The organism is Thioalkalivibrio sp. ALE17, from assembly GCF_000425605.1.
GTDB lineage: Bacteria > Pseudomonadota > Gammaproteobacteria > Ectothiorhodospirales > Ectothiorhodospiraceae > Thioalkalivibrio.
In genome coordinates, this window is record NZ_AUDT01000004.1 from 209941 (window position 1) to 223368 (window position 13428).

Below are 13428 nucleotides of genomic sequence, written 5' to 3' on the forward strand. Positions count from 1 at the left end.
TGTACCGGGAAACCGGATTTCCTTCCTGTCTGTGACGAGTGCCAGATGACCAAATCGGAATTGATCGAGAACCTCGCCCGGAAGTCACCTCATCTGCCAGCCAGGGACGTGGAGATGTCCGTCAAGGCATTGCTCGAACGCATGAGCCACGCGCTGGCGAACGGGCAACGGGTGGAGATTCGCGGCTTTGGCAGCTTTTCGCTGCACTTCCGGCCACCCCGACTGGGCCGGAACCCCAAGACCGGTGAAGGCGTTGCCTTGCCCGGCAAGCATGTCCCTCATTTCAAGCCCGGCAAGGAATTGCGCGAACGGGTAAACGATTCTGTAGCCGAAAACGGCTAGACCGTCCATGGACGACCGGCGGCGACAGAAGATTCGCAACACCGTGGCGTTTGTCGCGCTGATCCTGATCTCGTCCGCGGTCGGTATTCTTGTTGTTCTGAACGAAGCCCTGGTGACACTGGTGTTGCCGGGTCTCGAGATCGAGGCCCCCCTGGTGGTGTTCCTCGGGTTGGCCGCCTTGTTTGGAGTGATCCTGGCCTCGCTGGTGCTCTGGCTGCGCCTGCGCCGGCTGCGGCAGAAGATCGCCGACCTGCGCGAGCAGAACCATGCCCTCAAGGTCGAGGTCGAGCAGCTGCGTACCGCACCCATGCGGGATTTCTACTAGCCGCATCGCCATGCGGTCTTCCATACCTTTTGTTTCGCTGTCCGTACCCGGGGAGCGTACTCGCCGATGATCAATGACTGGTTCTGGTTGCTGCTCCCGCTCGCCGCGGCAAGTGGTTGGTGGCTGGCACGCTATGGCGTGCCGGAAGACCAGGAAGAGCGCGAGCCGTCACTGGATCGTTACCTCGAGGGCGTACGCCACCTGCTGGATGATCGCACCGATGATGCGCTGCAGGCCTTCATCGAGATGGTGGAGGTCGATCACGAGACCTTCGAGACGCATGTAATCCTCGGGCGGCTGTTCCGGCGCCGGGGCGAGGTGGATCGCGCCATTCGCATCCACCAGAACCTGGTGGCGCGCCCGACGCTGCCGGCGGCCCAGCGGGCCCAGGCCCTTTGCGAGCTCGGCGAGGACTTCCTGCTGGCGGGAGTGCTGGACCGGGCCGAGGCCGTCTTTCGCGAACTCGCGGACTCGCCGCACCAGGCCGTGCCGGCCCTGGAGGGCCTGCGCCAGGTCTACGAAACCCAGCGGGAATGGGAGCGGGCGATCGAGGTGGGCGACCGGCTGAAGGCGCATGGGGTCGCCCATGAACAGCTGCGGATCGCCCACTACCACTGCGAACTGGCGCGGATCGCGCTGGACCAGGACGACCACGAGGAGGCGAGGGCGCGCGCGAAACAGGCCGAGGAACTGGTTCCCGGTCTGTCGCGGGCTCTGCTGATCCAGTCGGAGATTGCGGCGCGCGCCGGCGAGATCCGCGAGGCGATCCGGTTCGGGCGGGATGCCGTGGCGCGCACCCCGCAACTGGCGCCTCTCCTGGTGCCCCGGATCGAGCGCCTGCATCAGGAACTGCCCGGCGAGAACCGTCTGGGGCAGCTGGAGGAACTCCTGGACGACCTGGCCCGAAGTCGCGGGATCACCATGGCGCGGATTGCCCTGATGCGGCTGTACCGGCGCACGGGACGGCTGGACGCTGCGCTTGCCGAACTGGGGCAGATCCTGGCGCAACGGCCGGTCCCGACCTCGGGCCTGCTGGAGGCGGTCCGCTGGATGAAGATCCTGCCGGCGGTGCAGCAATACAGCACGGAATTCTCGGCATTCGAGAAGGCCCTGGCCGACCAGCTTGGCAGCCAGCACTTGTACCAATGCGGGAACTGCGGCTACCAGGGACGGGCGCATGTATGGCAGTGCCCGAGCTGCCGGCGCTGGGATACCCTGCGCGGGCTTGATTTCGATATCGACCAGACGACGGAAGCCGCCGAGGAGGCGTTGATCCGCGAAGGGAGCCACCACCCATGACCCGACCCACGACAGTGACCCCGGAACCCGCCACGCGCCTGATCGTCGCCCTCGACTTTGCAGAGGCCGATGCGGCGCTGGCATTCGCCCGCCAACTCGACCCGGCGCAGTGTGCCCTGAAGGTCGGCTTCGAACTGTTCGTGGTCGCCGGTCCGGCGCTGCTGCAACGGCTCCACGACCTCGGCTTTCGGGTGTTTCTGGACCTGAAGTTTCACGACATCCCGAATACCGTGGCGGCTGCCTGCCGGGCCGCGGCGCGTACCGGCGTGTGGCTGATCAACGTACATGCCAGCGGCGGCCTGGAGATGATGCGGGCCGCACACGAAGCGGTACGCGAAACCAACGACACCACGGCGCTGCTGGCCGTCACGGTGCTGACCTCCAGCGACGCCGGCACCCTGCGTGAGATCGGCGTGAGTCGCGAGCCGGCCGATCAGGTGGGCTTGCTGGGGGAACTGGCGATACAAAAGGCGGGGCTGGAGGGCCTGGTGTGCTCGGCGCAGGAGGCCGCCATGCTGCGGCGCCGGCTGGGCGAGCGGCCACTGCTGGTGACACCGGGGATCCGGCTGGAAGACTCGGGAGGCGATGACCAGAAGCGTGTCATGACCCCCGAGCGGGCCCTGGAGGCGGGCGCCAGCGCGATCGTGGTCGGCCGGCCGATCACCCGCGCCCCCGACCCGGCCGCGGCGATGGAGGCCTTCGTCACACGCCTGAGCAAACCGAATGACGGCGTGGAATGAGGGGGTTTTCCGGGACGCCGGTTCTCGCTAGGATGCCTCGGGTAGACGCGGATTGACGTTTGGAATCCGAGTCTGCCTCGGTGCATGGACGCATCGGTCGTTCAACGAAGATAAGGAGCGTTTTCATGAACAAGCTGTTCCAATGCGCGAAGTGCTGGGCCCTGGCGGGCCTCTGTGTCCTGCCACTGGTCATGGTGACCGCATCGGGTGGCCAGCCGGTCAACCTGAACGGGGCATCGGCCGACGAGCTGGCCGCACTGGAGAACGTGGGACCGGTCAAGGCGCAAGCCATTGTGGAGCACCGCGAGGCACACGGTGACTTCGCCTCGGTCCAGGCCCTGACCGAGGTGTCCGGGATTGGCGAGCGCACCGTGGAGATGAACCTCGAGCGCATCGTCGTCGAGTAGCGAGACGGGTGGCGGCATGGGCCGCCACTCACTACCGGCCCCCGGTCGACGGGTCCGAAAGGATGCGTTGGCCGGGGGTTTGCTGTGAAGTCACCAGGAGAAGGAATGAGCCAGAATCACGCCCCGATCCGTACCGCCGTGTTCCCGGTTGCCGGGATGGGTACGCGCTTTCTGCCGGCGACCAAGGCAAACCCGAAAGAGATGCTCCCGGTCGTGGACAAGCCGCTGATCCAGTACGCGGCGGAGGAGGCGGTGGCCGCGGGCATCGAGACCCTGGTGTTCGTGACCGGGCGAAACAAGCGATCCATTCCGGATCACTTCGACAAGGCCTACGAACTCGAACACGAGCTGGAAGAGCGGGGCAAGACCGAACTGCTCGAGCAGGTTCGGAACATCGTTCCCTCCAATGTGACCTGCGTCTATGTGCGTCAGTCCGACGCACTCGGTCTCGGACATGCGGTGGCCTGCGCGCATCCGATCGTCCGCAACGAACCCTTCGCGGTAATCCTGGCCGATGACCTGATCGAATCGGCCAACGGCGGGGCGACGCGGCAGATGGTCGAGCAGTACGCCGAGCACGGCTGCAGCGTCCTTGGGGTGGAGGAGGTACCGCCCGATCGCACCCACCAGTACGGCATTATCGACCCGGTGCAGACCGGACCGCGCAGCTGGGACGTCAAGGGCATCGTGGAAAAGCCCGACCCCGACCATGCGCCATCCAGTGTCGCGGTGGTCGGGCGCTATGTCCTGACCCCGAAGATCTTCGAAATGCTGGCAACCCAGAAGCCGGGGGCGGGCGGCGAGATCCAGCTGACGGACGCGATCGCACGCCTGCTCGAACTGGAACGGGTGACGGCCTTCAACTTCGAGGGGCGTCGCTTCGACTGTGGGTCGAAGCTGGGTTACCTGGAGGCCACGGTGGAGTTTGCACTCAACCATCCGGAACTGAAGGACGACTTCGCCGCATACCTCCGGGCCCGCTCGGCGGGCTGATCGAGTCCGTCACAACCCGGGCCGCTACCACCAGAAACGGCGCTGGCGCGGCCGGATGGGCAGGCGGCCTCGCCAGTACTGGATCAGCAAGAAGCCGAAGGCCATGCCGCCCAGGTGGGCGAAGTGGGCGATGCCGGCGAGGGTGCCCGAGATTCCCAGGTATAGTTCCAGCGCCCCGTAGCCGATGACGAAATACTTCGCCTTGATCGGAATCGGCAGGAAGATCAGGAACAGGCGCTGGTTGGGGAACATCATCCCGAACGCCAGCAGAACCCCGAATACGCCCCCCGACGCGCCGATGGTCGGATAGATCATGTCGCCGTTGCCGTAGGCGGTCACGAACAGCTGCACCAGCCCGGCCCCGATCACGCAGACCAGGAAATACACGGCGAAAGTGCGCGAGCCCCAGGCATTCTCGATCTGCACGCCCAGCATCCACACGGCAAACAGGTTCACGAACAGGTGAATCGGGCCGCCGTGCAGGAAGCCGTAGGTCACCAGCTGCCATAACTGGAAGTCCGGAACCCGCATCCAAGTGCCGTCCTGGTGGATAGTGGCCGGGGTGCCGACGGGCCAGAGCCCGAAATGGTTGACGAGCCAGTCCCCCAGCCAGGGCATCGCGAGAAACAGAGCGACGTTGGTGATCAGCAGGAAGCCGATCACCGGCGGCAGCATGCTGAAATCGGGGTGCCGCGGATCCGGATGCGTCATGGGCGCGGGCGGGCGTCAGGTGCCGCTGAAGTCGTCGGTCACGGCGCCTCGGCTCGCCGAACCCACCAGCCGGGCATACTTGCCCAGCACCCCGCGATCAAAGCGCGGGGCGGGGGTCGTCCAGCGGGCGCGCCGACGCTCCAGCTCGGTGTCATCGACCTGCAGGGCCAGGCGGTTCTCGCTGGCATCAATCTCGATGACGTCGCCGTCCTGGACCAGCGCGATCGTGCCGCCGACGGCGGCCTCCGGCGCGACATGGCCAACCACCATCCCGTAGGTGCCGCCGGAGAAGCGACCATCGGTAATCAGGCCGACCGCATCGCCCAGACCAGCCCCGATAATGGCTGCGGTGGGGGCCAGCATCTCGCGCATGCCGGGCCCGCCGCGCGGGCCCTCGTAGCGGATGACCAGGATATCCCCCGCCTGGATCCGTCCGGCCAGGATCGCGTCCAGGCATTCTTCCTCGGAATCAAAGCAGCGCGCGGGGCCCGAGATCGCGGTCCGCTTGAGACCAGTGATCTTGGCCACGGCGCCCTCGGCGGCCAGATTCCCCTTGAGGATGGCCAGGTGCCCGTGTGGATACAGCGGCCGGTCGAGGGGGCGAATGATGTCCTGGTCCTCCGGGGGAGTCGCGGGAATATCGCGCAGGGTCTCGGCCAGCGTCGCGCCGGTGATGGTCAGGCAGTCGCCGTGCAACCACCCGGCATCCAGCAGCATCTTCATCACCTGGGGTGTCCCGCCCACCGCATGGAACTGGGTGGTGACATAGCGCCCGGAAGGCTTCAGGTCGCACAGGACCGGGACCTTGCGTCGAACCCGCTCGACATCGTCGATGTCCAGCGGCACCTCCGCCGCGTGCGCGATCGCCAGCAGATGGAGTACGGCATTGGTGGAACCGCCCAGCGCCATGACGACGGCGAGGGCATTTTCGAAGGCCTCGCGGGTCAGAATGTCGCGTGGCCGGCGGTTGGCGTGGATTGCGTCCAGCAGGACCTCCGCCGAACGCGCCGCGGAATCGCCCTTTTCCGGGTCCTCCGCCGCCTGGGTGGAGGAGCCGGGCAGGCTCATCCCCATGGCCTCGAAGGCGCTGGACATGGTGTTGGCGGTAAACATGCCGCCACAGGAACCGGCGCCGGGGCAGGCGTTCTTTTCCACGCCCAGCAGATCCTCGTCGGATAGCTTGCCAGCCCCATGCTGGCCCACGGCCTCGAAGGCACTGACAATGGTCAGGTCCTGATCCTTGTAGTGCCCCGGCTTGATCGTGCCACCGTAGACGAAGATCCCGGGCACATTGAGCCGGGCCAGCGCGATCATCGCTCCGGGCATGTTCTTGTCGCAGCCACCGGTGGCCAGGATGCCGTCCAGGCTCTGGCCATTGACGACCGTCTCGATGGCATCCGCGATGACCTCGCGCGAGACCAGGGAGTACTTCATCCCGGGGGTGCCCATCGAGATGCCGTCGGAGATGGTGATTGTGCCGAAGGTCTGGGGCATGCCCCCGGCCTGACGCACCGCCTGCTCGGCTCGGGCGGCGAGGGCGCCGATCCCCATATTGCAGGGGGTGATGGTGCTGTGGGCATTGGCGATCCCCACGATCGGGCGCCGGAAATCGTCATCTCCGAAACCGACCGCGCGCAGCATCGCGCGATTCGGCGTCCGGCGCGGGCCTTCGGTGACGACGCGACTGCGCCGGTTGTCCTGTGCCATATGCGTCCCTGTCGTATTGGGTTGAACGGGGTGGCCCCAAGAAGCGGCGGCCGCGATCAATGGGCGCCGGGGTCCCCGTGGCGCGAATAGCGTCCATTCATGAACCGGTCAAAGAACTGCCCGAGGGCCGGATGCTCGATCTGCTCCCCGCGCGGATCCGGTTCCAGGTGGCGTTCGGCCACGTAGGTGCTGTGCGAATAGCCATCCACCAGTACGTGATACCACGGCTGATCCTTCGGCGGACGACTCCTGGCCACCGTCTCGTACCATTCATCGGAACCGGCGTATACCGGGTCCACATCGACGATCACACCGCGGTAATCGAACTTGGTATGGTGAACCAGTTCACCGACGGTAAAGCGTGTGCGTGTGGTCATGATCCCCTCTGTACTGCGTCGGTGCGCCTTATCTATTGTGGACCGCCACCGGCGTTGCATGTTCAGGGCACGCCGCGCCGGTTTACCTGTTTGCAGCTCCTGACACGCCCTCACGGAACCGCCATGAATCGTAACCCGACCGGCCTGAGTCCACGTTTCCACAACGAAGTCCCGCAGGGCGATGATCGCGAGCGCCGCGTCTGTGACCATTGTGGCTTCGTGGACTACGAGAACCCGCGAATCATCGTCGGGAGCGTGGCCATATGGGAGGATCGCGTCCTGCTATGTCGCCGGGCGATCGAGCCCCGCCGTGGTTACTGGACCCTGCCGGCCGGTTTCATGGAAAAGGGCGAGAGCCCGGGTGAGGGCGCCCGCCGCGAGGCCTGGGAAGAGGCCCGCGCGGAGCTGGAAGTCGATCAGTTGCTGGGGGTGTACAGCGTGCCGCACGTCGGGCATGTGCAGATGATCTACCGGGCGCGCCTGCTGAGCGACACGATCGCCCCCGGCCCGGAGTCCGAAGAGGTGAAGCTGTTCCCGTTCGACGCCTTGCCGCCGCTGGAGGAACGTGCGTTCCCGTCCGTAAGCTGGGCGCTTCGTCATTACCTGGAAACCCGCGAGCGGATCGACTTCGCCCCGCGCTCGGCGCCGTTGCCGGAGGCGGACGAAGCGGTGCCGGGGCTCTGAACCAGTCTGGCAACTATTGTGGCGCGTCGCGCTGCGGCCCGTAGTGGCGGAACTTCTCCAGCACCCGGTCCATCTCCGCGTCATCCAGCAGCGTGGGCCCGCCGATCTGCAGACTCAGGACATACTGGCGCGCCAGCAGCTCGACTTCCTCGGTGAGCCACAGGGCCCGCTCAAGGTCCGGCCCGGTGGCGATCATGCCGTGGTTGGCGAGTAGACAGGCAGTACGGTCCTCGAGGGCCTCAACGGCCAGGCGCGAAAGCGCCTCCGTACCGAAGGTCGCATACGGCGCGCAGCGAATGGAGTTCCCGCCCGCCGCCGCGATCATGTAGTGCAGGGCAGGGATGTCGCGTCCCTGGATGGCCACCACGCTGGCGTACACAGAGTGCACGTGGACAACCGCGCCCAGCTCCGGGCGGGCCTGCAGGATCGCGCGGTGGAAGTGCCACTCGCTGGAGGGCTTGCACTGCGGGTCCCAGCGCCCGGCGGCATCCACGTACACTAGGTCCTCCGGACGCAGGGCCTCGTAGGGCACACCGGATGGCGTGATCAGCATGCCATCGCCCAGGCGCACACTGATGTTGCCCGACGTGCCCTGATTGAGGCCGCGGCGGTTGGTCTCCAGGCCGGCGCGGATGACGGCCTCGCGCAAGGCGGTCGCGTCGGCGGGTGGGAGGCTGTATTCGTGCATGTGGGTACCAGACGACTGGGTGCCGGGCGATTGTAACGGGCCTCCGGGAACCCCGCGCGCGGAGCAGGGTCAATGGGGCAGGTCTGGCGAGTTTTCGCGGGACCCTTCGCCCCGTGGCAAGGCGGCCGGCGGGTCGTCTACAGTTCTCGGGTAGCGTTCAGGCTTCGGCTCGCCCGCCACGGGCGAGATTCTTTTCGTTACAGGGAGGAAGCACCATGAAGAATGCCGCACGTCTTGTCACCGCCTCGGCCGTGGCCGCCGCACTGACCCTCGGGTTGAGCGCTGGCAGCACCGTCCACGCCTTTGACGAACACGAGGCGACGATCGACTACCGTCAGGGCGTGATGCGCGCGATCGGCGGGAACGTCGGGGCCATCGCCGCCGTGGTCGTGGATGGGGCCAATTTCGGGGACAACCTCGAGATGCACACCAGCCAGCTGGTGGCGCTCAGTCAGGATATCCCCAGCCTGTTCCCCGAGGGCAGCGACTTCCCGGATACCGATGCCAAGGAAGAGATCTGGGATGACTGGGAGCGCTTCGAGGAACTCTCCAACGACACCCGCGAGGCCGCCGAGGCGCTCCATGCCGCCGTGGAGGCGGGCAACGAAGACGAATACGCCATTCGCTTCCGCAACCTCGGGCAGTCCTGTCAGGCCTGCCACGACGACTTCCGCCGCGACTGATCGGTGGCAATGGCGGGTACCAAACGAGGGCCGACAGCCTGGCTGCCGGCCCTCTGTCTTGCCGGCCTGATCGGGTCCGCCCCCATACAGGCGGACACCTCGATCGGTGAGCTGGAGCCCGAGGCGGACGCGGAGGATCGCATCGCCTATGGCGAGTACGTCCTGCGGGCCGGGGGCTGTGTCACCTGCCACACGGCGGAAGACGGCGAGTTTCTGGCCGGCGGGCGCCCCATCGAGAGCCCCTTTGGCGTGTTCTACGGGCCCAACATCACGCCGGATCCGGAACACGGCATCGGCGGATGGTCCGAGGACGACTTCAAGCGCGCGCTCCAGCAGGGCCGCGGGCCGGACGGGCGGCATTACTATCCCGCGTTTCCGTTTACCTCCTACACCCGCATGAAGGACGAGGACATCGAGGCCTTGTGGGCCTTCCTGCAGGCCGAGGTCGAGCCTGTGGCGCGGGAGAACACGCCGCACGACCTGGTCTGGTACGCGCGGTTCCGGCCGTCCCTGATGGGCTGGAAGTGGCTGCATTTCGAGCCGGGGGCCTTCGAACCCGACCCGGACGAATCGGAGCAGTGGAACCGCGGCGCCTACCTGACCCTGGCCCTCGGCCACTGCATGGAGTGCCACACCCCGCGCACTCGGACCGGCGGTCTCGACCTGGAGCGTCTGGGCGCCGGGGCCCGCCTGCCGGACGGGGATGTCGCCTCGAACATCACCCCGGATCGCGAGACCGGCATCGGACGCTGGGGCGAACGCCATATCGCCCGCTACCTGGAGATGGGCCTGACCCGCGACGGCGACTTTGCCGGCGGCGCCATGGCCGACGTGATCGACCACGGCACCGCTCATCTGACCGACGAAGACCGCCGCGCGATTGCCGTCTACCTGCAGTCGCTGGAGCCCCTCGAGCACGAGCCGGAGTAGGGTAACGGGACCGTAACCCCCCAAACGAAAAAAGCCAGGTCATGGTGACCTGGCTTTTTCTTTGTCTGGCTCCCCGGGACGGGCTCGAACCGCCGACCTAGTGATTAACAGTCACCCGCTCTACCGACTGAGCTACCGGGGAATTGGGCGCAAATCCTAATCGGGCGGGGCGGGGGCGTCAAGGAAAATCTGGCCGCCCGACGCGTTTCGCCGCCGTACCCGGCGTCAGTGGTGGCGCGCCACGAACTCGCGCAGGCGCTCCAGGGCCTTGTCGAGCTGGTCCACGCTGGTGGCGAACGAGACACGCACATGTCCCGGCGCGCCGAAGGCGCTCCCCGGAACCAGGGCCACGCCCACCTCGTCCAGCAGCTGCTTGGTCAGGGCGACGTCGGTGTCGATATCGGCTGCCGCCATCAGGCCGGTGACGCGAGGGAAGCAGTAGAAGGTGCCGTCCGGCATGAGGCAGTCGATCCCGTCGATGGCATTGAGGCCGTCCACGACGTGGCGAGCGCGCTCGGCGAAGGCCGAACACATGGCCACCACGCAGCCCTGGTCGCCGTTGAGTGCGGCCTCGGCGCCGGCCTGGGCAATGGAGGTCGGATTGGAGGTGCTTTGCGACTGGATCTTCTTCATCGCCGCGATCAGGTTCTTCGGACCACCGGCGTAGCCGATGCGCCAGCCGGTCATCGCATAGGCCTTGGATACGCCATTCAGCACCACGGTGCGCTCGAGCAGATCCGGGGCGACGTTGACGATGTTCACGAACGGGGCCGAGCCAAACCGGATATGTTCGTACATGTCATCCGTGGCAATGACCACACGGGGGTGGCGCCGCAGCACCTCGGCCAGTTCGGTCAACTCGGCGGCCGAATACGCCGCGCCCGTGGGATTGGACGGGCTGTTCAGGAACACCAGGCGGGTGTTCGGGGTGATCGCGGCCTCCAGCTGTTCCCCGGTGATGCGGAAGCCGGCATCCTGCTGGGCGCTGACGATCACCGGGCGCGCCCCGGCCAGCAGGGCGATATCCGGGTAGGACACCCAGTAGGGGGCGGGGATCACGACCTCGTCCCCGGGATTCAGCAGGGCCTGGCAGAGATTGAAGATGCTCTGCTTGCCACCGGAGGACACCAGGATCTGGTCAGGGGTGAACGTCAGGCCGTTGTCGCGATCGAATTTGCGGATGATGGCCGCCTTGAGGCTGGCCGTACCGTCCACCGGAGTGTACTTGGTTTCTCCGCGGGCAAGCGCGTCCACCGCCGCCTGCTTGATATGCTCGGGGGTATCGAAATCCGGTTCTCCGGCCCCCAGCCCGACGATGTCCCGCCCCTCCGCGCGAAGCTGAGCGGCCAGCGCGCTGACGGCGAGAGTGGGGGAGGGCTGGATGCGCTGGACGCGGTCGGAAAGCTCGATATCCAAGGGGTAGGCCTCTGTGTGATCGGGTCGATGGGCCGCGCGGGCGGTCGGGGCGAAATGATACTGAAATCAGGCGCGGAGGATAAGGTGCAGCCAGGCGAAGGCGAACAATTCAAGGTCGTATCGGAGTATCAGCCGGCGGGCGATCAGCCGACGGCGATCCGCGCGCTGACCGAAGGGCTGGAGGCCGGCCTCGCGCACCAGGTCCTGCTCGGCGTAACCGGATCGGGCAAGACCTTCACCATCGCCAACGTGATCGAGCAGGTACAGCGCCCCACCATCATCCTGGCACCCAACAAGACGCTTGCGGCGCAGTTGTACGGGGAATTCAAGGAGTTCTTCCCGCACAACACGGTGGAGTACTTCGTTTCCTACTACGACTACTACCAGCCGGAGGCCTACGTCCCGTCGTCGGACACCTACATCGAGAAGGACGCCTCGATCAACGATCACATCGAGCAGATGCGCCTGTCCGCCACCCGTGCGCTGCTGGAGCGGCGCGACGCAATCATCGTGGCCTCGGTGTCGGCCATCTACGGCCTGGGCGACCCGCGCAAGTATCTGTCGATGGTGCTGCACGTCGAGCGCGGCGACCGGATCGACCAGCGCGACCTGCTGCGGCGTCTGGCGGAACTGCAGTACACCCGCAACGACACCGAACTGCGGCGCGCCACCTACCGCGTACGCGGCGAGGTGATCGACATCCACCCGGCAGAATCCGACAGCGAGGCGGTGCGCATCGAGCTGTTCGACGACGAGGTGGAGCGGCTGTCGTACTTCGACCCGCTCACCGGCGAACAGCTGCGCACGGTGCCGCGTCTTACGATCTACCCCAAGACGCACTACGTAACCCCGCGCGAGACCCTGCTGGAGGCCGTGGACCACATCCGCGACGAACTCAAGGAGCGCCTGGAATTCCTGCGCAAGGAGGATCGTCTGGTCGAGGCTCAGCGTCTGGAACAGCGCACGCTGTTCGACCTGGAGATGATCCTGGAGATCGGGTACTGCAACGGGATCGAAAACTACTCGCGCTACCTCTCCGGACGCGCCCCGGGCGAGCCGCCGCCGACCTTTTTCGACTACCTGCCGAAGGATGCGCTGCTGGTCATCGACGAATCCCATGTCTCGGTGCCCCAGGTTGGCGGGATGTACAAGGGCGACCGCTCGCGCAAGGAGACCCTGGTGGAATACGGCTTCCGCCTGCCATCGGCCCTGGACAACCGCCCGCTGCGTTTCGAGGAGTTCGAGGCCCTGATGCCGCAGACGATCTACGTCTCGGCCACCCCCGGCCCGTACGAGCGCGAACATGCCGGGGCGATTGTCGACCAGGTGGTCCGCCCGACCGGGCTGCTGGACCCGGAACTGGAGGTCCGTCCGGCCGGTACGCAGGTGGACGACGTCCTCTCGGAGGTGCGCGATCGCGTCGAACGCGACGAACGGGTTCTCATCACCACCCTGACCAAGCGCATGGCCGAGGACCTGACGGATTACCTCACCGAACACGGCGTGCGCGTGCGCTATCTGCACTCGGATATCGACACGGTGGAACGCATGGAGATCATCCGCGACCTGCGACTGGGGGAGTTCGACGTCCTGGTCGGGATCAACCTGCTGCGCGAAGGGCTGGATATGCCCGAGGTCTCCCTGGTGGCGATCCTGGACGCGGACAAGGAGGGCTTCCTGCGCTCCGACCGCTCGCTGATCCAGACCATCGGCCGCGCCGCGCGCAACGTGAACGGCAAGGCCATCCTCTACGCCGACAAGATCACCGGCTCCATGCAACGCGCCATCGACGAGACCGAGCGCCGCCGGGCCAAACAGATCGAGCACAACGAGGCCCACGGCATCACGCCCCAGGGCATCCGCAAGAACATCGCGGACATCCTCGAGGCGCGCAACGCCACGCCCGGTTCCAGCGGCCGCCGCGGGCGGAAGGTCGCGGAGGAGGGCGCTGATTATCTGGGGGCGCCGGAGAACGCGGCGAAGGAGATCGAGCGCCTCGAACAGGAGATGTTCGCAAAAGCACGCGACCTCGAATTCGAGGAGGCGGCCCGCATCCGCGATCGCATCGAGAAGCTCAAGGCACTCGCCTTTCTCCCCGAAGCCTCGCTATCCTGAAAAGATGGCTC

The 13428-nt window shown here is 66.3% G+C and carries 15 protein-coding genes and 1 tRNA gene; 10 read left to right on the forward strand and 6 right to left on the reverse strand.

Translation table 11 applies throughout. The features are described from left to right. Positions 1 to 45 precede the first annotated feature (45 nt). The 6 genes from H609_RS13750 (at position 46) to galU (ending at position 4106) form a co-directional block, all read left to right on the forward strand. Positions 46 to 342: an integration host factor subunit beta gene (locus H609_RS13750; protein WP_018866299.1), complete on the forward strand. Its 297-nt coding sequence runs from the start codon at positions 46 to 48 to the stop codon at positions 340 to 342. Positions 343 to 349: 7 nt separating this feature from the next. Next, the gene (locus H609_RS0105710) at positions 350 to 667 is read left to right on the forward strand and encodes a lipopolysaccharide assembly protein LapA domain-containing protein (protein ID WP_019558030.1); all 318 of its coding nucleotides are present in this window, start codon (positions 350 to 352) and stop codon (positions 665 to 667) included. Positions 668 to 733: 66 nt separating this feature from the next. Further along, positions 734 to 1966 (forward strand): tetratricopeptide repeat protein, encoded by a 1233-nt coding sequence (locus tag H609_RS0105715; protein ID WP_028484516.1) that lies wholly within the window; start codon positions 734 to 736, stop codon positions 1964 to 1966. Then, complete coding sequence (gene pyrF / locus H609_RS0105720) at positions 1963 to 2706, forward strand: orotidine-5'-phosphate decarboxylase (RefSeq protein WP_155988720.1); 744 nt, start codon at positions 1963 to 1965, stop codon at positions 2704 to 2706. The genes H609_RS0105715 and pyrF overlap by 4 nt, the downstream gene beginning before the upstream one ends. Before the next feature lie 125 nt (positions 2707 to 2831). Further along, entirely contained in the window at positions 2832 to 3113 is a 282-nt protein-coding gene (locus H609_RS0105725) for a ComEA family DNA-binding protein (RefSeq protein WP_018875468.1), read from the forward strand. Between the two features lie 105 nt (positions 3114 to 3218). Beyond that, positions 3219 to 4106, forward strand: a complete 888-nt coding sequence (gene galU / locus H609_RS0105730) for a UTP--glucose-1-phosphate uridylyltransferase GalU (protein WP_028484518.1) — start codon at positions 3219 to 3221, stop codon at positions 4104 to 4106. Positions 4107 to 4130: 24 nt separating this feature from the next. Here galU and H609_RS0105735 read toward each other — a convergent pair whose 3' ends face one another. From H609_RS0105735 to hspQ, 3 genes are read right to left on the reverse strand one after another with little or no spacing between them, the layout of a single operon-like run. Then, complete coding sequence (locus tag H609_RS0105735; protein ID WP_018875469.1) at positions 4131 to 4817, reverse strand: rhomboid family intramembrane serine protease; 687 nt, start codon at positions 4815 to 4817, stop codon at positions 4131 to 4133. Positions 4818 to 4832: 15 nt separating this feature from the next. After that, the gene (ilvD, locus tag H609_RS0105740) at positions 4833 to 6524 is read right to left on the reverse strand and encodes a dihydroxy-acid dehydratase (RefSeq protein WP_028484519.1); all 1692 of its coding nucleotides are present in this window, start codon (positions 6522 to 6524) and stop codon (positions 4833 to 4835) included. Between the two features lie 56 nt (positions 6525 to 6580). Continuing rightward, on the reverse strand, positions 6581 to 6901 hold the full coding sequence (gene hspQ / locus H609_RS0105745) for a heat shock protein HspQ (protein ID WP_018866307.1): 321 nt from the start codon (positions 6899 to 6901) through the stop codon (positions 6581 to 6583). Positions 6902 to 7024: 123 nt separating this feature from the next. Here hspQ and H609_RS0105750 point away from each other — a divergent pair, with 123 nt between their 5' ends. Next, positions 7025 to 7585, forward strand: a complete 561-nt coding sequence (locus tag H609_RS0105750) for an NUDIX domain-containing protein (RefSeq protein ID WP_018866308.1) — start codon at positions 7025 to 7027, stop codon at positions 7583 to 7585. A gap of 13 nt (positions 7586 to 7598) precedes the next feature. Here the strand turns inward: H609_RS0105750 and H609_RS0105755 are convergent, their stop codons facing one another. Beyond that, on the reverse strand, positions 7599 to 8273 hold the full coding sequence (locus tag H609_RS0105755; RefSeq protein ID WP_018879104.1) for a class II aldolase/adducin family protein: 675 nt from the start codon (positions 8271 to 8273) through the stop codon (positions 7599 to 7601). 215 nt (positions 8274 to 8488) lie between these two features. Here H609_RS0105755 and H609_RS0105760 point away from each other — a divergent pair, with 215 nt between their 5' ends. Together H609_RS0105760 and H609_RS0105765 are read left to right on the forward strand one after the other, a co-directional pair. Continuing rightward, positions 8489 to 8956 carry a cytochrome c gene (locus tag H609_RS0105760; RefSeq protein WP_028484520.1) on the forward strand — a complete coding sequence of 156 codons (468 nt, stop codon included), beginning with the start codon at positions 8489 to 8491 and terminating at the stop codon, positions 8954 to 8956. Between the two features lie 9 nt (positions 8957 to 8965). Beyond that, the gene (locus tag H609_RS0105765; RefSeq protein WP_028484521.1) at positions 8966 to 9886 is read left to right on the forward strand and encodes a cytochrome c; all 921 of its coding nucleotides are present in this window, start codon (positions 8966 to 8968) and stop codon (positions 9884 to 9886) included. 66 nt (positions 9887 to 9952) lie between these two features. Here the strand turns inward: H609_RS0105765 and H609_RS0105770 are convergent. Together H609_RS0105770 and H609_RS0105775 are read right to left on the reverse strand one after the other, a co-directional pair. Then, positions 9953 to 10028: transfer RNA gene (locus H609_RS0105770), tRNA-Asn, on the reverse strand. An 83-nt stretch (positions 10029 to 10111) separates the two neighbouring features. After that, positions 10112 to 11302, reverse strand: a complete 1191-nt coding sequence (locus tag H609_RS0105775) for a pyridoxal phosphate-dependent aminotransferase (protein ID WP_018877392.1) — start codon at positions 11300 to 11302, stop codon at positions 10112 to 10114. Between the two features lie 84 nt (positions 11303 to 11386). Here H609_RS0105775 and uvrB point away from each other — a divergent pair, with 84 nt between their 5' ends. Beyond that, a complete protein-coding gene (gene uvrB, locus H609_RS0105780) occupies positions 11387 to 13417 on the forward strand; it encodes an excinuclease ABC subunit UvrB (RefSeq protein WP_018879106.1) in 2031 nt (676 codons plus the stop codon). Positions 13418 to 13428 lie beyond the last annotated feature (11 nt).

Coding starts and splice junctions, on each gene's coding strand:
- H609_RS13750 (WP_018866299.1), top strand. CDS start 46: ATGACCAAATCGGAATTGATCGAGAACCTCGCCCGGAAGTCACCTCAT.
- H609_RS0105710 (WP_019558030.1), top strand. CDS start 350: ATGGACGACCGGCGGCGACAGAAGATTCGCAACACCGTGGCGTTTGTC.
- H609_RS0105715 (WP_028484516.1), top strand. CDS start 734: ATGATCAATGACTGGTTCTGGTTGCTGCTCCCGCTCGCCGCGGCAAGT.
- pyrF (WP_155988720.1), top strand. CDS start 1,963: ATGACCCGACCCACGACAGTGACCCCGGAACCCGCCACGCGCCTGATC.
- H609_RS0105725 (WP_018875468.1), top strand. CDS start 2,832: ATGAACAAGCTGTTCCAATGCGCGAAGTGCTGGGCCCTGGCGGGCCTC.
- galU (WP_028484518.1), top strand. CDS start 3,219: ATGAGCCAGAATCACGCCCCGATCCGTACCGCCGTGTTCCCGGTTGCC.
- H609_RS0105735 (WP_018875469.1), bottom strand. CDS start 4,817: ATGACGCATCCGGATCCGCGGCACCCCGATTTCAGCATGCTGCCGCCG.
- ilvD (WP_028484519.1), bottom strand. CDS start 6,524: ATGGCACAGGACAACCGGCGCAGTCGCGTCGTCACCGAAGGCCCGCGC.
- hspQ (WP_018866307.1), bottom strand. CDS start 6,901: ATGACCACACGCACACGCTTTACCGTCGGTGAACTGGTTCACCATACC.
- H609_RS0105750 (WP_018866308.1), top strand. CDS start 7,025: ATGAATCGTAACCCGACCGGCCTGAGTCCACGTTTCCACAACGAAGTC.
- H609_RS0105755 (WP_018879104.1), bottom strand. CDS start 8,273: ATGCACGAATACAGCCTCCCACCCGCCGACGCGACCGCCTTGCGCGAG.
- H609_RS0105760 (WP_028484520.1), top strand. CDS start 8,489: ATGAAGAATGCCGCACGTCTTGTCACCGCCTCGGCCGTGGCCGCCGCA.
- H609_RS0105765 (WP_028484521.1), top strand. CDS start 8,966: ATGGCGGGTACCAAACGAGGGCCGACAGCCTGGCTGCCGGCCCTCTGT.